This is a genomic window from Corynebacterium timonense, assembly GCF_900105305.1.
Classification (GTDB): Bacteria; Actinomycetota; Actinomycetes; order Mycobacteriales; family Mycobacteriaceae; genus Corynebacterium; species Corynebacterium timonense.
The window spans coordinates 2,362,934-2,380,656 of the sequence record NZ_LT629765.1; the positions used below are offsets into that span (position 1 = coordinate 2,362,934).

16 protein-coding genes are annotated in these 17,723 nt (G+C 67.8%); 8 read left to right on the forward strand and 8 right to left on the reverse strand.

Features of this window, described 5'->3' with window-relative positions; translation table 11 throughout:
• Window positions 1-64 precede the first annotated feature (64 nt).
• Window positions 65-1,186 (reverse strand): MFS transporter, encoded by a 1,122-nt coding sequence (locus BLT81_RS11240; RefSeq protein ID WP_019193495.1) that lies wholly within the window; start codon window positions 1,184-1,186, stop codon window positions 65-67.
• 187 nt (window positions 1,187-1,373) lie between these two features.
• On the opposite strand from BLT81_RS11240, the gene BLT81_RS11245 reads away from it, so the two are divergent.
• Window positions 1,374-2,114, forward strand: coding sequence for a YwaF family protein (locus tag BLT81_RS11245; protein ID WP_040420949.1), 741 nt, complete (start codon window positions 1,374-1,376; stop codon window positions 2,112-2,114).
• Here the strand turns inward: BLT81_RS11245 and BLT81_RS11250 are convergent.
• The 4 genes from BLT81_RS11250 to aceA form a co-directional block, all read right to left on the reverse strand.
• Complete coding sequence (locus BLT81_RS11250) at window positions 2,068-3,555, reverse strand: bifunctional ADP-dependent NAD(P)H-hydrate dehydratase/NAD(P)H-hydrate epimerase (RefSeq protein WP_019193493.1); 1,488 nt, start codon at window positions 3,553-3,555, stop codon at window positions 2,068-2,070. The two genes, BLT81_RS11245 and BLT81_RS11250, sit on opposite strands and share 47 nt — an antisense overlap.
• 9 nt (window positions 3,556-3,564) lie before the next feature.
• Window positions 3,565-4,371 (reverse strand): Fpg/Nei family DNA glycosylase, encoded by an 807-nt coding sequence (locus BLT81_RS11255; RefSeq protein ID WP_019193492.1) that lies wholly within the window; start codon window positions 4,369-4,371, stop codon window positions 3,565-3,567.
• Between the two features lie 18 nt (window positions 4,372-4,389).
• A complete protein-coding gene (rraA, locus tag BLT81_RS11260) occupies window positions 4,390-4,875 on the reverse strand; it encodes a ribonuclease E activity regulator RraA (protein ID WP_019193491.1) in 486 nt (161 codons plus the stop codon).
• A gap of 104 nt (window positions 4,876-4,979) precedes the next feature.
• The gene (gene aceA, locus BLT81_RS11265) at window positions 4,980-6,275 is read right to left on the reverse strand and encodes an isocitrate lyase (protein ID WP_019193490.1); all 1,296 of its coding nucleotides are present in this window, start codon (window positions 6,273-6,275) and stop codon (window positions 4,980-4,982) included.
• A 446-nt stretch (window positions 6,276-6,721) separates the two neighbouring features.
• Between aceA and BLT81_RS11270 the strand changes: the two genes are divergently transcribed.
• The 5 genes from BLT81_RS11270 (at window position 6,722) to trhO (ending at window position 13,009) form a co-directional block, all read left to right on the forward strand.
• Window positions 6,722-8,929, forward strand: a complete 2,208-nt coding sequence (locus BLT81_RS11270; protein WP_019193489.1) for a malate synthase G — start codon at window positions 6,722-6,724, stop codon at window positions 8,927-8,929.
• A 64-nt stretch (window positions 8,930-8,993) separates the two neighbouring features.
• Window positions 8,994-10,487, forward strand: a complete 1,494-nt coding sequence (locus tag BLT81_RS11275; RefSeq protein ID WP_019193488.1) for a DUF1846 domain-containing protein — start codon at window positions 8,994-8,996, stop codon at window positions 10,485-10,487.
• A gap of 7 nt (window positions 10,488-10,494) precedes the next feature.
• Window positions 10,495-10,833, forward strand: a complete 339-nt coding sequence (locus tag BLT81_RS11280) for a hypothetical protein (protein WP_019193487.1) — start codon at window positions 10,495-10,497, stop codon at window positions 10,831-10,833.
• A 377-nt stretch (window positions 10,834-11,210) separates the two neighbouring features.
• Window positions 11,211-12,089, forward strand: a complete 879-nt coding sequence (locus BLT81_RS11285) for a 3-hydroxyacyl-CoA dehydrogenase (protein ID WP_019193486.1) — start codon at window positions 11,211-11,213, stop codon at window positions 12,087-12,089.
• A 23-nt stretch (window positions 12,090-12,112) separates the two neighbouring features.
• On the forward strand, window positions 12,113-13,009 hold the full coding sequence (gene trhO, locus BLT81_RS11290) for an oxygen-dependent tRNA uridine(34) hydroxylase TrhO (RefSeq protein ID WP_019193485.1): 897 nt from the start codon (window positions 12,113-12,115) through the stop codon (window positions 13,007-13,009).
• Here trhO and BLT81_RS11295 read toward each other — a convergent pair.
• The 3 genes from BLT81_RS11295 to BLT81_RS11305 are packed head-to-tail and all read right to left on the reverse strand — an operon-like array spanning window position 13,006 to window position 14,963.
• Window positions 13,006-13,476, reverse strand: a complete 471-nt coding sequence (locus BLT81_RS11295; protein WP_019193484.1) for a hypothetical protein — start codon at window positions 13,474-13,476, stop codon at window positions 13,006-13,008. The two genes, trhO and BLT81_RS11295, sit on opposite strands and share 4 nt — an antisense overlap.
• Window positions 13,477-13,501: 25 nt before the next feature.
• Window positions 13,502-14,434, reverse strand: a complete 933-nt coding sequence (locus BLT81_RS11300) for a universal stress protein (protein WP_019193483.1) — start codon at window positions 14,432-14,434, stop codon at window positions 13,502-13,504.
• Between the two features lie 52 nt (window positions 14,435-14,486).
• A complete protein-coding gene (locus BLT81_RS11305; RefSeq protein ID WP_019193482.1) occupies window positions 14,487-14,963 on the reverse strand; it encodes a MarR family winged helix-turn-helix transcriptional regulator in 477 nt (158 codons plus the stop codon).
• Between the two features lie 82 nt (window positions 14,964-15,045).
• Here BLT81_RS11305 and BLT81_RS11310 point away from each other — a divergent pair, with 82 nt between their 5' ends.
• Complete coding sequence (locus tag BLT81_RS11310) at window positions 15,046-15,408, forward strand: DUF5318 family protein (RefSeq protein ID WP_019193481.1); 363 nt, start codon at window positions 15,046-15,048, stop codon at window positions 15,406-15,408.
• 83 nt (window positions 15,409-15,491) lie between these two features.
• Window positions 15,492-17,717, forward strand: a complete 2,226-nt coding sequence (locus BLT81_RS11315; RefSeq protein ID WP_019193480.1) for a transglycosylase domain-containing protein — start codon at window positions 15,492-15,494, stop codon at window positions 17,715-17,717.
• Window positions 17,718-17,723: the final 6 nt, after the last annotated feature.

Genomic DNA, 17,723 nt, shown 5'->3' on the forward strand with positions numbered 1-17,723 from the left:
CGCTCTATGCATGGCGAATTAAATAATGTCACCAGCGCAAAGGCAAAGAAAGTGACCGCTCGGTCTACCGCAGCAATGGCCGCGACCACAGCGTAAGCACCGCGCCCGCCCCGAGGGCGAGGGCGGCCGTGGCGAGCAGGGTGCCGGGCAGGAAACCCGCGTCGACGGTCAGCGCCCCGAGCGCCGAGCCCGAGGCGATGCCCACCTGGAACGTGACCACGTAGATCGCCGAGGCGCGGTCCTGGTTCTCGCGGCCCGCGAAGAGGAACAGCGTGGTCGCCGACGTCGGCTGCGCCCCCGCGCCCGTGCCAATCGCCGCCACGAGCAGGAACACCAGCACCAGGGCGGCGACCCCCTGCGCCGCGAGCGCCCCCAGCCCCGCGGCCGCCGCCAACAGCAGCAACACCTGGGCGAGCCCGTTCATCCGCAGCATGCGCTTGTCCACACGCCGCCCGGCCACCACCACACCGACAATGCCGAACAGCCCGTAGAGCGACAGCCCCGGCGCCACGAGCTCGGGCGCGGTGACGCGCTCGATGATGAGGCCCAGGTAGGTGTAGGTGGCAAACACCGAAGTGACCGCGAGCAGAAGGAACACGATGAGGGAGGGCAGCGCGGAGCGGGTCCGGGCCTCCTCGTCGCCCGCCTGTGCCCGCACCGCCGGCATCGGTGGCAGCGTGGCCAACAGCACCACGACCGACAGGGCCACGCCCGCCCCGATCGCCCACGTGGCCGCCCGCCACCCGACGCTGGTGCCGAGGAACGTGGCCAGAGGGGAGCCCGCCACCAGCGCCATCGTCGAGCCCATCGACACCACCGCGATCGCCTTGCCCGTGCGCCCCGGCCCGGCCAGGCGCGCCGCCATGGGGTTGACCAGCGACCAGAACACCCCGTGCGTGAGCGCGGCGGTGACGCGGGCAGCCACGAGCATGGCGTAGTTCACCGCGGTGGCCTGCAGAATCACGCCCGCGGCGAGGAAGAAGAGGGTGGCGATGTAGACGGGCCGCCGGTCGAGGCGGCTCGTCCACGAGATCAGCGGGATGGTCACGACGGCGACGACGCCCGCGTAGACCGTCATGAGGAGCCCGATGCTGCCCTCCGTGACGCCGAGGTCCGCGGCCATGGGTGTGATGAGCCCCACGACGAACATCTCGTATGTGACGTAGACGAAGGCGGCGAAGCCCATCGCCGTGAGTGGCACGAACGGGAACCTGTCGGGAGCGGCGGTGGGGGCTGTGGGGGCTGTGGAGGGCACAGCCACAAACTAGCCCCCCGCGCTAGCCCGTGCGAACCTGTGGCGCCGCTGGGAGTGTGTGATAGTGTGCCTTATCACTCATCAGCACTCTGGAATGCATCGGGAATAACAGCGAGCCATGCCCTATACCCCGCCTGATTGGACCTCGAGAAACGGCAGGTCCTACCGCACGATCACCCAGTTTGATCGGCGTCACCTTGGCGTACTCGTCCTCGTGATCGTCCTGTGCGGCGTCCTCGTCGTGGCGGTGCGCTCCCTGCCGCGTTCGACCGCGAAGGCCGCCCGGAAGGTCGCCGGCGCGGTCCTCGGCGTCTGCTCCTTCGCCTACTACCTGTGGGTCCTTGCGCCCTCGCGCATCGTGTGGGACGAGACCGCCCCCTTCCACATCACCGACATCTTGCGGGTGATCACGCCGCTCGCCTTAGCGACGTCCAACCCAACCGCCTCCGCACTGTCCTATTACTGGGGTTTCCTGCTCAACCCCATGGCCCTGCTGTTTCCCGACATGGCCTACGTGCTCGACCGGCCGCGCCTGCAGGAGCTCGCCTACTGGTTTTTCCATACCGCGGCCTTTGTCGTGCCCACCGTGCTCACCTTCGCGCTCGGCTACCGCCCGACGTGGCGCGACTTCCGCGTGACCACGGCCATCACCCTCGCCTGGGCGGCCTTTGCCACGCAGGTCAACCGCGTCACGGGTGGCAACTACGTCTTCCTCTCCGGCTACCCGCGCGGCTGGTCCATCCTGCAGCTCATGGGCCGCTGGCCCTACTACATCCCCGTCGCCGCCGTCGGCGTGATCGGTGGGTGGGCGATCATGACGTGGCTGTGGCCCCACAACCGCCAGCCAGCAGCGCGGTAGCCGGCCTGATGTGCGCGGCGATCACGCTCGCGCTCGTCGGTGCTTCGCCGTAGGCAGTGGCCGCCGCTAGCTTCGCCGCCGCCGCGTGGACCTGCACGGCCTGGGCCACCTCGTCGCCGCGGGCCATCCGGGCGCCCGCTACGCCGGCCAAGACGTCCCCGGACCCCGGGGTCGCCGCCCACGAGTTGCCGGCGTCAACGATTGTGCAACGCCCACCGTTGGGCTCAGCGATGATGGTGGAGCGCCCCTTGAGCAGTACGGTGCAGCCGAGCAGGTCAGCGAGCTCCCGAGCCGTGGCAAGCCGGTCCTTGTCCTCGAGACCGACGGCGTCAGCCAGGCGCTTCGCCTCCCCGTCGTGCGGGGTGACCACCGTGGCGGCAGTGCGCTCGCGCAGCGCGCGGCGCAGGTGCGCGTGGGTGGCCAGGAGGGTGAGCCCGTCGGCGTCGATAAGCAGCGGCTCCTCGCGGGCGATGAGCCACGCGAGCTCGTCGGCGGCAGCCTCATCGGTGCCCGCGCCGGGGCCGTACACCCACGCCTGGACGCGGCCGGTCCGCTCTAGGTCGGGCGCCGCCACGACCTCGGGGTGCGCGCGGACGACCTCCGCGGCCTGCGGCCCCGCGTAGCGCACCATCGCCGGGGTCGCCGCCACCGCCCCCGCCACGCACAGCAGCGCCGCCCCCGGGTACGTCGAGCTCCCAGCGCGGATGCCCACGACGCCGCCCGAGTACTTGTCGTCGCGCGCGCCGGGCTCGAGCGAGGGGGCCGGCAGCGGGCCGAGGGGGACGAGCCCGTCCGGCCACGCGCGCTCCGGACAGACCGCGCGGGCGATTGTCACGTCCGCGGCGCGGCTGAGCTCGCCGGCCACGCCGCCGATGTCCGCCACCAGGGCCGTGCCGCACTCCGGGGCGAGCGCATGTGCCACGCGCCAGCCGCCGAACGTGACGGTGACGTCGGCGTCGACGCGCACCTCGCCCGCCACACCCGTGTCCGCCTCGACGCCGCTGGGGACGTCGACGGCGAGGACCTGGCGGGCGGCGGTGAGGGGACTGGCCAGTGAGGAGGGCAGGCCGCCGGACCCGCTGAGGCCGAGGATGCCGTCGATAAGCAGGTCGTAGCCCGTCTCGGGCGGGCCGCTGAGAAGCTGCCCCCCGGCGTTGCGGAACGCCTCGAGGGCGGGGGAGTGGGCGGTGCCGAACACGCACCACGCGTCGACGCGGTGGCCGCCGAGCGCGAGCTCCGCCCCGGCGTAGAGCGCGTCCCCGCCGTTGCCGCCTGTGCCCACGAGCAGCACCACCCTCGAGGGGTGCCCGAGCATCTCCTCGGCGGCGCGGAACACAGCGTGAGCCGCCTTCTTCATCAGCTCATCCGGGGCGTCCTGCGCCTCAAGCAGCGGCTTTTCGGCCGCGCGGATCTGGTCTGCGGTGTAGGCCTCGTGGAACATAGCGCCATGCTACGCGGGGGCTGCCCCCTGGCACCCGGGGCACCAGAACAGGTTGCGCCCCTCCACCTTCTTTGTGGCGATGGGCGTGCCGCACACAAAGCACGGTTCGCCGGCGCGGCGGTAGACGTAGACCTCGCCGCCGTGGTCGTCGGCGCGGGCAGGGCGCCCCATCGCCTCGGGGGAGTGCTCGTCGCGCACGGTGTCGATCCGCCCGTGGGCGACGCCGTAGCGCATGAGCTGGACAAGGTCGCCCCAGAGCGCATCGAACTGCGCGCGCGTGAGCTCGCGCCCAGGCAGGAAGGGGGAGATACCCAGGCGGAACAGCGGTTCGGCGCGGTAGATGTTGCCCACTCCGGCGAAGAGCTTCTGGTCCATCATGAGAGAGCCGATGGAACGCCGGGAGGCGTGCACGCGCTCCCACAGAGCGTCAGGGTCGGCGTCCTCGCGCAGCGGGTCCTCGCCGGCGCGGTCGATGATCCCCTGCAGCTCGGCGGGGGAGAGGTAGCGGCAGTACTGCGGGCCGCGCAGGTGGGCGGCCCCGGTGCCGTTGCTCAGGCGGAGGCGGATCTGCCCCCACACATCCCCGACGGGTTCGAAGCGCAGGGAGCCGATGAGCCCGAGGTGGATGTGGACGGTGTGGCCGGAAGAAAACGCCAAAAAGAGGTGTTTTCCCAGGGCTTCGGCCTGAAGCAGGAGGGAGGCGTCGATAAGCGATGCCTCGAAGCGCCCCTGAGGCGAGGTGGCCTCGAGGGGCGCGTCGCGGTAGTGCGCGTTGAGGTGGCGGGCAAGCCGGTGCAGAACGTGGCCTTCGGGCATCCCCCCACCTTAGGGCGGCTAGTGGTGGTCGATGGGCTCCGGGGTGACCACGATGCCGTCGGCGTCCGCGTAGAGGAAGTGGCCGGGGTGGAACTCCACCCCGCCGATGACCACGCGGGAGTTCACGGAGCCGACGCCGTCCTTGGAGGACTTGCGCGGGTTAGTGCCCAGCGCCTTGCAGCCGAACTGCATCGTTGCCACCTCGGCGGAGTCGCGGATCGCGCCGTTGATGACCACACCGGCCCAGCCGTTGTCCACGCCGGCCTGCGCGATCTTGTCGCCCATGAGCGCGGTGTGCACGCTGCCGTGGCCGTCGACGACGAGGACCTTGCCGCGGCCGGGGGAATTGAGCATCTTCTTCACCAGGCCGTTGTCCTCGAAGCAGGTAATGGTGACGATCTCCCCGCAGAACGAGGTGACGCCGCCAAAGTCAGTGAACTGAGTGTCGCAGCTGGCCAGCTGCTCCTGGTCGCCGTAGAGGTCGGCGATGTCTGCTGTTGCCATGCAGGAAGGCATGTTGTTTCTCCTCGTTGTGGTGCGGCGGGGCCGGTACGCAAAAAGGGGAAACCCGGAGGTTTCCCCCTAGCGCTTAGCCAGTTCGTTGCCGGTTAGAACTGAGACTCCTCGGTGGAGCCCTTCAGGGCGGCGGTGGAGGTGTTCGGGTCGACGGTGGTGGCGATGGTGTCGAAGTAGCCGGCGCCGACCTCGCGCTGGTGCTTCACGGCGGTGAAGCCGCGCTCCTCGGCGGCCTTGAACTCGCGGTTCTGCAGGTCCACGAAGGCGGTCATGCCCTCGCGCGCGTAGCCGTGAGCCAGGTCGAACATGCCGTAGTTGAGGGCGTGGAAGCCGGCCAGGGTGATGAACTGGAAGGCGAAGCCCATGGCGCCGAGCTCCTTCTGGAACGTGGCGATCTCCTCCGGGGAGAGGTGCTTGGACCAGTTGAAGGACGGGGAGCAGTTGTAGGCGAGCAGCTGGTCCGGGAACTCGGCCTTGACGGCCTCGGCGAACTTCTTGGCCAGCTCGAGGTCCGGGGTGCCGGTCTCCATCCAGATCAGGTCCGCGTACGGGGCGTAGGACTTCGCGCGGGCGATGCACGGCTCGATGCCGTTCTTGACGTAGTAGTAGCCTTCGGCGGACTTCTCGCCGGTGAGGAACTCGCGGTCGCGCTCGTCGACGTCGGAGGTGATGAGGGTCGCGGCCTCGGCGTCGGTGCGGGCGACGATGAGGGTCGGGGTGTTGGCAACGTCGGCGGCCAGGCGGGCCGAGGTCAGGGTGCGGATGTGCTGCTGGGTCGGGATGAGCACCTTGCCGCCGAGGTGGCCGCACTTCTTCTCGGACGCGAGCTGGTCCTCCCAGTGGGTGCCGGCGGCGCCGGCGGCGATCATGGCCTTCTGCAGCTCGTAGACGTTGAGGGCGCCGCCGAAGCCGGCCTCACCGTCGGCGACGATCGGGACAACCCAGTTGTCCACGGAGGTGTCGCCCTCGACGCGGGCGATCTCGTCGGCGCGGAGCAGAGCGTTGTTGATGCGGCGGACAACGTTCGGCACGGAGTTCGCCGGGTAGAGGGACTGGTCCGGGTAGGTGTGGCCCGCCAGGTTGGCGTCGCCAGCGACCTGCCAGCCGGAGAGGTAGACGGCCTTCAGGCCGCCGCGGACCTGCTGGACCGCCTGGTTACCGGTCAGAGCGCCGAGGGCGTGGATGTAGGAGCCGTCGCGCTTGGACACGCCCTCCCACAGGATCTCGGCGCCGCGCTTTGCCAGCGTGTGCTCCTCGATCACGGTGCCCTGCAGCTTCTCAACCTGCTCGGCGGTGTAGTCGCGGCGGATGCCTTCCCAGCGCGGGTTCTCGTCCCAGTCCTTCTGGATCTCCGCTGCGGTACGCGCCTTACCGGTGTTGGTCGTCATGGTGAAGTAGCCCCTTTCGCTGGACTTCCGTGCCTGCATGCACTCAGGCCCATCAATGTGAAGTGCGCCACGATGAATTGGCGTTGCCCGCTAGTATTGCGAGTTCCGCCACATGAGTCAACACCCTGGGATTGTTAGGTTTCGCGTGGGGGGATGGGGTCACACTGCTAATTTTGCGAACCTTAGCGAACCGATCTTTTCGGCACGCCCAGGGCTCGCGCAGCTCGCGGGCTGTTTGCGGCGGCGGCCCAGGGGGTGATGGCGGGGGGAGGAAAGCGAGATAGGCAGACCATCCAATGTTGCTCGCGGGGGTGGAAACGGTTGTTTCATTGGAAAATCTGTTTACTTCCGTGACCTCCATCACTAACCTCAATCGAGTACGTCCAGCTAACAGAGGCAGGCGCGTAGCGACGCCCCGCACCCTCCAACGAAAGGATCCCGCCCTCATGACCGCACCTCGTTTCGACGGCTCCAGCGACCCCACGGAACGCGTCGAGGTGGCGGGCCTCCAGGTGGCCCGCCCGCTGCACGACTTCGTCGCCGAGCAGCTGCTCCCGGAGATCGGCATCGACGCCGCCGAGTTCTGGGAGAAGACCGCGGCCTACTTCGCCGAGCTGACGCCGAAGAACAAGGCGCTGCTCGAGCGCCGCGACGAGCTGCAGCGCCAGCTCGACGACTACTACCGCGCGCACCCCGGCCAGCCCGACCCGGCCGAGCACGAGGCGTTCCTGCGCGAGATCGGCTACCTGGTGGAGCAGCCCCGCGAGGAAAAGATCCGCACCGCCAACGTCGACACGGAGTTCGCCGAGGTCGCCGGCCCGCAGCTCGTGGTCCCCATCACCAACGCCCGCTTCGCCATCAACGCGGCCAACGCCCGCTACGGCTCGCTGTACGACGCGCTCTACGGCACCGACGTCATCTCCGAGGAGGGCGGCGCCGAGCCGGGCACGAGCTACAACCCGGTCCGCGGCGACAAGGTGATCGCTTGGGCGCGCGACTTCCTCGACCGCGGCGTGCCGCTCGAGGGGGCGCGCCACGCGGACGTCGAGAAGTACTCCGTGGCCGGCGGGCGCTTCGCGGCGACGGTCAACGGCGAGGAGCGCGGCCTGGCGCAGCCCGAGCTCTACGTCGGCTACCAGGGCTCCGAGGACGCCCCGGAGGGCATCGTGCTGCGCCACAACGGGCTGCACATCATCATCCAGATCGACCCCGAGCACCCGGTGGGTAAGACGGACAAGGCCAACGTCAAGGACGTGCTGCTTGAGGCGGCCGTCAGCTCCATCATGGACTTCGAAGACTCCGCCGCGGCCGTCGACGGCGCCGACAAGGCCGCCGCCTACGCCACGTGGTTCGGCCTGAACAAGGGCGATATTTCGGAGACCGTCACCAAGGGCGACAGGACCTTCGAGCGCACCCAGGCCGACGACCTCACCTACACCGCCGCCGACGGCAGCGGCGAGGCCCGCCTGCACGGCCGCGCGATGATGCTGTGCCGCAACGTCGGCCACCTCATGACCACCCCCGCCATCCTCGTCGACGGCGAGGAGGTGCCCGAGGGGCTTCTCGACGGCCTGCTCACCGTCGCCGCCGCCATCCCCGGCCTGCGGGAGGACAACCCGCGCCGCAACTCGCGCACGGGCTCGATGTACATCGTCAAGCCCAAGCAGCACGGCCCGGAGGAAGTCGCCTTCACCAACGAGATCTTCGACCGGGTCGAGGAGATCCTCGGCCTGCCGGCGCACACCGTCAAGGTCGGCGTGATGGATGAGGAGCGCCGCACCTCCGTCAACCTCGACGCCTGCATCGCGGGCGCCGCCGACCGCCTCGTGTTCATCAACACGGGCTTCCTCGACCGCACGGGCGACGAGATCCACACCTCCATGTACGCCGGGCCCTTCGTGCGCAAGGCCGACCTGCAGACCGCCCCGTGGAAGCAGGCCTACGAGGACAACAACGTCGACGCCGGCATCGAGCACGGCCTGCCCGGCCGCGCCCAGATTGGCAAGGGCATGTGGGCGGAGACCGAACACATGGCCGCGATGGTGGAAAAGAAGGTGGGCCAGCCGAAGGAAGGCGCGAACACCGCGTGGGTGCCCTCGCCGACGGGCGCGACGCTGCACGCCACTCACTACCACGAGGTCGACGTCGCAGCCGTCCAGGAGCAGCTGCGCTCCGCCGGGCGCCGCGACAGCCTCGCCGCGCTGCTCACCGTCCCCGTCGCCGAGGGCGACACCTGGTCGGAGGAGGAAAAGCGCGAGGAGGTGGACAACAACTGCCAGTCCATCCTCGGCTACGTCATCCGCTGGGTCGAGCAGGGCGTCGGCTGCTCCAAGGTGCCCGACATCCACAACGTCGACCTCATGGAGGACCGCGCCACCCTGCGCATCTCCTCGCAGCTTCTGGCCAACTGGATCGCCCACGGCGTTGTCACGAAGGAACAGGTGCTCGAGTCCCTCCAGCGCATGGCGAAGGTCGTCGATAAGCAAAACGAGGGCGACGCGAACTACCGGCCCATGGCCCCGGACTACGACGCGTCCATCGGCTTCCAGGCGGCGAAGGACCTCATCTTCGAGGGCACGACCTCCCCGGCCGGCTACACGGAGCCGATCCTCCACGCCCGCCGCCGCGAGTTCAAGCAGGCGCACGGCCTGTAGGCACCACTGATGGCGGCGTGGGCGCGCTAGACTTTCTTCGTTCTCACGCGAAAGGACGGCGCCCATGCCCTATTCCATCGGTTTCGACCGAGACACGTACATCAAAATGCAGTCGGAGCACATCAGTGCCCGGCGCAGCGCGATCGGCGGCACGCTCTACCTCGAGATGGGGGGCAAGCTTTTCGACGACCACCACGCGTCCCGGGTCCTGCCCGGCTTCACCCCGGACAACAAGATCGCCATGCTCGAGCGCATCAAGGACGAGGTCGAAATCATGGTGTGCGTCAACGCGGGTGACATCCTGCGCCAGAAGGTCCGCGCCGACCTCGGCATCACCTACGAAGACGACGTGCTCAGGCTTGTCGACGCCTTCCGTGACCTCGGGTTCCTCGTCGACAACATCGTGGTCACCCAGGTGGAGGACGGCACACCGCAGGTCGAGGCGTTCATCAGCCGCCTGCAGCGCCTCGGGCTTAAGGTCGCGCGCCACCGCGTCATCCCCGGCTACCCCAACGACACGGCCCGCATCGTCTCCGACGAGGGCTTCGGCCTTAACGAGTACGCCGAAACCAGCCGCGACCTCATTGTCATGACCGCGCCGGGGCCCGGCTCCGGCAAGCTGGCCACCTGCCTGAGCCAGGTCTACCACGAGCACAAGCGCGGCAAAAAGGCTGGCTACGCCAAGTTCGAAACCTTCCCCATCTGGAACCTCCCGCTCAGCCACCCCGTCAACCTGGCCTACGAGGCCGCCACCGCGGACCTCGACGACATCAACGTCATCGACCAGTACCACCTCGAGGCCTACGGCGAGAAGGTCTCCAGCTACAACCGCGACATCGAGGTCTTCCCGCTCCTGCGTTCCCTGCTGCGCGAAGTCACCGGCGAAGAGCCCTACCAGTCGCCCACCGACATGGGCGTGAACATGGCGGGCCACTGCATCTCCGACGACGCCGCCTGCCGCCACGCCGCCGAGCAGGAAATTATCCGCCGCTACTACAAGGCCCTCGTCGACGAGCGCCGCGCCGAGGCCGACTCCACCATCTCCGACCGGATCGCCACCGTCATGCGCAAGGCCGACTGCACCGTCAGCGACCGCGCCGTCGTCGCCCCCGCCCTCGAGGTCGCCGAGCGCACCGGCAACCCCGGGGTCGCCCTCGAGCTTGCCGACGGCCGCATCGTCACCGGCAAGACCTCCGACCTGCTCGGCCCTTCCGCCGCCGTCGTCCTCAACGCCCTCAAACTCCTGGCCGGTATCCCCGACGACATCCACCTGCTGTCCCCGGCCTCCATCGAGCCGATCCAGTCACTCAAGACCGTCTACCTCGGTTCCTCCAACCCACGGCTGCACACCGACGAGGTTCTCATCGCCCTCTCCGCCTCCGCCGCCGCCAACCCCGACGCCCGCCGCGCCCTCGACATGCTGCCCCAGCTGCGCGGCTGTGACGCCCACGCCACCACCATCCTCGGCTCCGTCGACGAGGGCATCTTCCGCAGCCTCGGCGTTATGGTGACCTCGGAGCCGCAGTACTGGAAGAAGTCGCTCTACCACAAGCACTAGGCCTGGTGTGCTGGTCGACCTCAGCGACATCCGGGGCGTAAAGGGCCTGGTCGTGTTGGGCTGGATTGTGTCGACGTCGACCACGGTCGACCTCACGGGTTTTCCGGGGGTAGAACCGCAGGTCGCGTTGGGCTGGATTGCGCTGAGGTCGACCACGGTCGACCTCACGGGTTTTCCGGGTGTAAAACCCCTGGACGCGTTGGGCTGGATTGTGTTGAGGTCGACCACGGTCGACCTCACGGGTTTTCCGGGTGCAAAACCGCAGGTCGCGTTGGGCTGGGTTGCGCTGAGGTCGACCACGGTCGACCTCACGGGTTTTCCGGGTGTAGAACCCCTGGTCGCGTAACCCTGGATTGCGCTGAGGTCGACCACGGTCGACCTCAAGGGTTTTCCGGGTGCAAAACCGCAGGTCGCGTAACCCTGAAAGGCGTTGACGTCGACCACGGTCGACCTCACGGGTTTTCCGGGTGTAAAACCGCAGGTCGCGTAACCCTGATTTGCGTTGACGTCGACCACGGTCGACCTCAAGGGTTTAGCGTGTGTAAAACTCCAGGTCGCGTAACCCCACAAGCACTGGCCCGCCCGCCCCAGTCGACCTCAGCGAAAACCAACACGCACGAACCCCTGTCAGCGCTCGCACCGGAGGCCGAACGCCGTGAGTGCTCACGCACCGGCCGCACAAAACACGTAGTTCGATCGAGAAAACTACGTATAGTGGGCAGCATGAGTATCACAAATGTCACTGTGTTGGGCGCCGGTGTCCTCGGCGCCCAGATTGCGCTGGTCACCGCGTTTCGCGGGTTCAATGTCGTGTCCTGGGATATCAACGAGGAGGCCCTCGAGGCCGCGAGCAAGCGCTTCGACACGTTCGGCGCGCAGATGATTGCCGAGCTGGAGGACGCAACCGAGGAGTCCATGGCGCAGGCGCGCGGACGCCTGCGCCAGACCACCGATGTGGAGGCGGCGGTCCGCGAGGCGGATCTCGTTATTGAGGCGGTGCCGGAGAAGCTGGAGATCAAGAAGGACGTGTGGTCCCGCGTGGGCAAGGCCGCGCCGGCCGAGACGATCTTTGCCACGAACACCTCGACGCTGCTGCCCAGCAGCTTCGCCGAGGCGACCGGTTCTCCGGAGCGCTTCCTGGCGCTGCACTTTGCCAACCACATCTGGCTGCAGAACACGGCGGAGATCATGCCGCACGCGGGCACGGACCTGAAGTACGTCGATGTTCTGGTGGAGTTTGCGAAGAACATTGGCATGGTGCCGGTGGAGCTGAAGAAGGAGCAGCCTGGCTACATCCTGAACACGCTGCTCGTTCCGCTGCTCAACGCGGGCAAGTACCTCTATGCCAACGACATCGCCGAGCCGGCGGACATTGACTTGGACTGGCGCAACTCCTCGGGCGCTCCGCGTGGTCCCTTCGAGATCATGGACGTGATTGGCCTGCGCACGATGCTGGCCGTCGCAAAGCTCAAGGAGAACCCGGGGGACTGGGAGCGGAAGTTCATGGGCATCCTCGAAGGGATGATTGAGGAGGGCCGCATCGGTCTCGAGGCTGGCCGGGGCTTTTTCACCTACGACGACAACGGCAAGCGGGTCGACTAACACCCTGCCTTTAGAATCGAGGTATGACCAGCAAGATCCTCCTGTACTACAAGTTCCAGCCCGTCGCTGACCCGGAGGCGGTGCGCTTGTGGCAGCGCGACCTCTGCGAGGGGCTGGACCTGCGCGGAAGGATCATCGTGTCCCCGCACGGCATCAACGGCACGGTCGGCGGGGACATCGACGCGTGCAAGGCGTACGCGCGCAAGACCCGCGAGTACTTCCGCGGCATCGAGTACAAGTGGTCGGAGGGCGGCAAGGAGGACTTCCCGAAGCTCAGCGTCAAGGCACGCGAGGAGATCGTCTCCTTCGGCGCGCCCGAAGAGCTGCGTGTCGACGAGCACGGGGTCGTCGGCGGCGGCACGCACCTGAGCCCGGAGGAGGTCAATACGCTTATCGACGCCCGCCCAGACGCCGTCTTCTTCGACGGCCGCAACACCCGCGAGGCGCAGATCGGCCGCTTCAAAAACGCCGTCGTCCCGGACGTGGACACCACCCATGACTTCATCGCCGAGCTCGACAGCGGCAAGTACGACTGGATGAAGGACAAGCCCGTCATCTCCTACTGCACCGGCGGGATCCGCTGCGAGGTGCTGTCGAGCCTCATGATCAACCGCGGCTTCCGCGAGGTGTACCAGATCGACGGCGGCATCGTGCGCTACGGCGAAAAGTACGGCAACGACGGCCTCTGGGAAGGCTCGCTCTACGTCTTTGACAAGCGCATGCACACCGAGTTCGGCGCGCCCGACGACCCGAACTTCGTCCAGCTCGGCCACTGCGTGCACTGCGGGGAGGCGACCAACCAGTTCTACAACTGCGCCAACGAGCCCGAGTGCCGCGCCCAGTACCTGAGCTGCCCCGCCTGCCGCGACGAGAAGCCGCTGTGCGGGGAGTGCGCGAAAGAGGGACAGGCGGAGCGTTAGATGGTGTCCCGGGCGAGGATGCCCACCGTCACGGTGAGCCACCACATGGTGAACGGCACGATGGGGATCCAGAACACGCCCATCCACGGCACCCAGCGTTCGTAGCGGTTGAGCTTGCGCACCATGATCACCGCGCAGCCGATGAGGCCGGCGACCGGGGGCACCGTGTTGATGGCGGCCCACCACAGGCGGGCGTCGCGGGTGCATAGCCAGGTGGCGGGGCCGTCGTCGCACAGCGGGCCGCCCGCGAGGCGAAAGGCGAGGGCCGTGACGAACCCGATGAGTGAGGTGAGCGCGACGGTGCCGATGGCGTAGAAAATCGCCTGGCGCGTCGAGGTGCGGTTGCGCTCCGCTACCTCGAGCGGGTCGGGCTCGTCCGCGAGGTCGTCGAAGCTTTGGGGCTCGGGACGGGGGCGGTTGTAGTAGTCGGACCTGCCGTGCAGGTCGTTCTCTGGGTGGTCGCGCATGCCACCACCATAGGCGCCGCGGCGGCTACCCCTCGACGCGGGGGAAGATGACCACCGGAGCTGGGGCGTAGCGCAGGAACTCGCTAGCGCGCGAACCCGCGAGCACCCGCTGCTGCGCCGCGCTGGGGTGGGAGCCGAGGCAGATGAGGTCGCCCTTTTTCCATTTCACCGAGCTCACCGCCTTCTCCCAGCCGTTGCCGTACGCCAGGGTGGTCTCCACCTCGAGGGGCGGCTCTGGCTCGGCGGTGGTCTCGTCCGCAGTCTCCTCGGCGACGAGTTTAAAGGCTTCGTCGCGGGCGCGGTCCAACAGCGACAACGCCGCCTCGTAGGACTCGGCGGGCTCGGAGCCCAGGCTGTCCACGTCGGGCATTTCGGGCAGCACCGAGACGAGCCGCAACGGCACCTCGAGGAGCAGGGCGAGGCGCACAGCGCAGCGCAGGCCCGTGGTGTCCTCGCGGCCGGAGTGCAAAAGCGCCAGGTTGACGCGCGTGACCCCTTTCTTGGAGAGCTTCAGCCCTGTGGGCACGAGGCCCAGGGACACTGGGGAGGAATGCATGAGGGCGTCGGCAGTGGGGGAGGCCAAAAAGCGCGCTTGCTTGAGGGTCGCGCTGGAGCTCAGCACAATAATGTCCGCGCCGGCGGACTGCGCGGCCGAGGTGAGCGCGGCGGGCTCGCTGGTGGCGTCGACAAGCGTGCAGGGCTCCGACGCCCACTGGTTCCGGGGGAGGTGGTCGGCGAGTGCGGCCAGTGCCTTCGAGGTGACGCTTTCCTTTTCCGCGGCAAGCCACTTCTTGTACTTCTTCGGCGCGAGAGACTTCGTCCACGAGCGCGGGGACGCCGAGAAGCGGCCCAGCCACGCTGCGAACTCCAAGCCGGCGAGGCTGGTGGTGTCCCAGCCGACTGTCAGGCGCAGCACCGAGGGGGTCTCGCTGCCGCGCTGTGGAAGATCGAGAGTCATGATCGGTTCAGGAAAGGGGTAGGGGTATGGACAACAGTCCCATTATCCCCAATTAGTCCCGCTTCCCGTGAATCGGGTTGTTCACGTAGGCCTCCGCCAAGGCGTTGACCACGTCCGCGAGCTCGCTCGCCTTGCGCAGGTTCTCCTCGGAGAGGGTCGAAATCATGTCCGCGAGGTAGGCGGTGCGCTCCTCGCCCACCCGCTCGAGCTCGTCGCGGCCCTTCGTGGTCAGCTCTACGGTGACGCCGCGCCGGTCCGCTTCGTCGCGAGTGCGGTGCACGAGGCCGCGCTTTTCCAGCTGGTTGACGGTGTTGGAGGCGGTTGGCATGCGCACGCCCTCGGCTTCGGCGATCTTGCTGATGCGAGAGGGGCCGTACTCATCGAGGCGGGCCAAGATGGACAGCTGCGGGCCGGTCAGGTCGGACTGCTCCGCGATGCGGAAGTACGTGACGTACAGGCTCGTCATCGAGGGGCGGATGCGCTCGGCGATCTCGCGGGGAGTGGGGGTAGTGCCGGAGTTTTCAGTCATCTCCTACCTTCTTTATATTCCAAAACTAAAGAGGAATCATACCACCAGCGGCCCAAAACCCAACCACGTTAGGATGGCCGGGATGATCGCCTACAGCCAAGAGATCTCGCACGAGTGGCAGCGGCGCACCCTTCTGCGGGACTTCGCCCACGGCAAAGTGCCTATCGACGCCATCTGCGACGCCGACTTCCTCCTCCGTGCGGCCGCTCAGTTCCACGGCACGGACTCTGCTCGGCCGTGCCCCGTGTGCGAGCGTACTATGCAAGAAGTGTTGTGGGTCTACGGCGACAAACTGGGGCGTAGGTCGGGCACGGCGCGCAGCGTCGACGAGGTCGAAGCGCTGGCCAACGAGGTCGGGCCGATTTCGGTTCATGTCGTCGAAGTGTGCCAACACTGCAGCTGGAACCACCTTTTGCGCGAAGTCACAGCGTCGCCGATGGTGTGATTCGTTGACAGAGGACGTAGGGTATCACCTAGTAATTGACACGCACTCGCGGGAGCGATGCCGGGACGATGCAGGAATAATTCGTGACAGATAAAGAAGACCGCACGCCCGAGGGGCAAGTAGCACACAGTACGAAGGCGGGCCAGGGTACCCGCAAGCGGAGCAAAGCCACGCAGTGGATCCTCGCGATCCTGCTCGGCCTCGCCCTGCTCGCGGCGATCCCGCTGGGCTGGTTCGTCTGGCAGTACGCCCGCGCTGAGATCCCCCAGCCGGAGGAGATCAACGCCGCTCAGGTGTCCAACATCTACTTCAACGACGGCCAGACAGAGCTCGCCCGTGTTGTCCCGGCGGAGGGCAACCGCGTCCAGATCCCGCTCGAGGAGGTCCCCGAGGACGTGCAGAACGCGGTGCTCGCTGCGGAGGACCGCGACTTCTGGACGAACTCCGGCTTCTCCTTCACGGGCTTCGCGCGCGCCGTCATCGGCCAGATCACCGGCAACCCGTCCGCCGGCGGCGGCTCGACGGTGACCCAGCAGTACGTGAAGAACGCCCTGGTCGGCGACGAGTACTCCTACGAGCGCAAGGCAAAGGAGCTGGTCTACTCCATCAAGATGACCAACTCGTGGAGCAAAGAGGAGATCCTCAACGCCTACCTCAACACCGTCTACTTCGGCCGCAACGCTTACGGCATCGAGGCGGCCGCCCACGCCTTCTTTGACAAGCCCGCCAGCGAGCTCACCGTGGAGGAGGGCGGCGTGCTCGCCGCCTCCATCCAGCTGCCGAGCCAGCTCGACCCCTGGACCAACCCGGACGGCGCCCGCGCGCGCTGGGACTACGTCATGGACGGCCTGGTCGAAATGAACGTGATGGACGTCGAGGAGCGCCAGCAGCTGACCTACCCCGAGACGCGCGATCCGGTCACCTACTCGGCCTACACCGAGGCGACCGGCCCGAACGGCTTGATCAAGAACCAGGTGATGGAGGAGCTCGAGCGCATCGGCATCACCGAAGACGACCTGACCAACCGCGGCCTGCAGATCACGACGACCGTCAACCCCTCCCTCCAGGACGACGTCGAGCGCATCTCCAAGGAGCGCCTGTCGGTCCTGCAGGACGACGCCCGGACCGGCGTCGTGGCCATCGAACCCGCGACCGGCGCCGTCCGCGCGTACTACGGCGGCGACGATCCGAGCGGCTGGGACTACGCCAACGCCGGACTGCAGACCGGCTCCGTGTTCAAGATCTTCGCCCTTGCGGCGGCGTTGCAGCAGGGCATCCCGCTTACCGCGACGTTCTCCGACGCGCCGGTGCCGCTGCCCGGCGGCATCACCGTGAACAACTGGGACGGCGGCAACGCCGGCATGATCTCGATGGCGGAGGCGACCCGTGTCTCCTCCAACACCGCGTTCCTGCGTATCCAAAACGAGCTGGAGAACACCACCCAGGACACCGCCGACATGGCGCACGCGCTCGGCGTCGCGCGCTCCATCCCGGGCATCCCGGTGACCCTGCGCGAAAACGGAGGCCAGCCCTACGAAGGCATCGTGCTGGGCCAGTACCAGTCGCGTGTCCTCGATATGGCCACCGCGATGACGACGTTGACCAACCGCGGCATCTACAAGCCGACGCACTTCGTCGAGCGTGTCACCGACGCGCGGGGGGAGGTCCTCTACGAGGTAGACCGTAGCTACGAGGAGCGCCGCGTGTCCGAACAGGTCGCCGACAACGTCATGCAGGCGCTGGGCCCCGTGATCCCCTACTCCAACGCGACCCTCGCCGGTGGGCGCCCCTCCGCCGGCAAGACAGGCACCGCCCAGATGGGCGACACCGGCACCAACAAGGACGCCTGGATGGTCGGCTCTACCCCGCAGCTCGCCATGGCTGTGTGGGTCGGCACTGCCGACAACACCTCCCCGATCTTCAACCAGTGGGGCGGCATCATGTACGGCTCCGACACCCCTGCCAAGATCTGGAAGGACGTCCTGGATACCGGCCTTGAAGGCCAGGAGTTCGAGTCCTTCCCCGAGGCGGCACCGGTGACGTGGGGCGTCAATGCTTACAAGGGTGGCCTTGGCCTCAGCGGATCCTACGGTGGGTCGTACGGCGGATCCGGCCGTGGCACGGGCGGCGGGGGCTACGCCCCGGCGCCCCAGCCTGCCCCGGCCCCAGCCCCCGCCCCGGCACCTGCCCCCGAGCCGGCCCCGGCCCCTGCACCCGCTCCGGCACCCGCCCCGGCGCCCGCCGTGCCCGAGCCCCCGGCGCCCGTGCAGGACGCGCTCGACGCGATCGGCGAACTGCTGGGCGGCTAGGGTGGC

Excerpts from the sequence above, each read along its gene's own strand:
- BLT81_RS11240 (WP_019193495.1), bottom strand. The coding sequence starts at position 1,186 with ATGGGCTTCGCCGCCTTCGTCTACGTCACATACGAGATGTTCGTCGTG.
- BLT81_RS11245 (WP_040420949.1), top strand. The coding sequence starts at position 1,374 with ATGCCCTATACCCCGCCTGATTGGACCTCGAGAAACGGCAGGTCCTAC.
- BLT81_RS11250 (WP_019193493.1), bottom strand. The coding sequence starts at position 3,555 with ATGTTCCACGAGGCCTACACCGCAGACCAGATCCGCGCGGCCGAAAAG.
- BLT81_RS11255 (WP_019193492.1), bottom strand. The coding sequence starts at position 4,371 with ATGCCCGAAGGCCACGTTCTGCACCGGCTTGCCCGCCACCTCAACGCG.
- rraA (WP_019193491.1), bottom strand. The coding sequence starts at position 4,875 with ATGGCAACAGCAGACATCGCCGACCTCTACGGCGACCAGGAGCAGCTG.
- aceA (WP_019193490.1), bottom strand. The coding sequence starts at position 6,275 with ATGACGACCAACACCGGTAAGGCGCGTACCGCAGCGGAGATCCAGAAG.
- BLT81_RS11270 (WP_019193489.1), top strand. The coding sequence starts at position 6,722 with ATGACCGCACCTCGTTTCGACGGCTCCAGCGACCCCACGGAACGCGTC.
- BLT81_RS11275 (WP_019193488.1), top strand. The coding sequence starts at position 8,994 with ATGCCCTATTCCATCGGTTTCGACCGAGACACGTACATCAAAATGCAG.
- BLT81_RS11285 (WP_019193486.1), top strand. The coding sequence starts at position 11,211 with ATGAGTATCACAAATGTCACTGTGTTGGGCGCCGGTGTCCTCGGCGCC.
- trhO (WP_019193485.1), top strand. The coding sequence starts at position 12,113 with ATGACCAGCAAGATCCTCCTGTACTACAAGTTCCAGCCCGTCGCTGAC.
- BLT81_RS11295 (WP_019193484.1), bottom strand. The coding sequence starts at position 13,476 with ATGCGCGACCACCCAGAGAACGACCTGCACGGCAGGTCCGACTACTAC.
- BLT81_RS11300 (WP_019193483.1), bottom strand. The coding sequence starts at position 14,434 with ATGACTCTCGATCTTCCACAGCGCGGCAGCGAGACCCCCTCGGTGCTG.
- BLT81_RS11305 (WP_019193482.1), bottom strand. The coding sequence starts at position 14,963 with ATGACTGAAAACTCCGGCACTACCCCCACTCCCCGCGAGATCGCCGAG.
- BLT81_RS11310 (WP_019193481.1), top strand. The coding sequence starts at position 15,046 with ATGATCGCCTACAGCCAAGAGATCTCGCACGAGTGGCAGCGGCGCACC.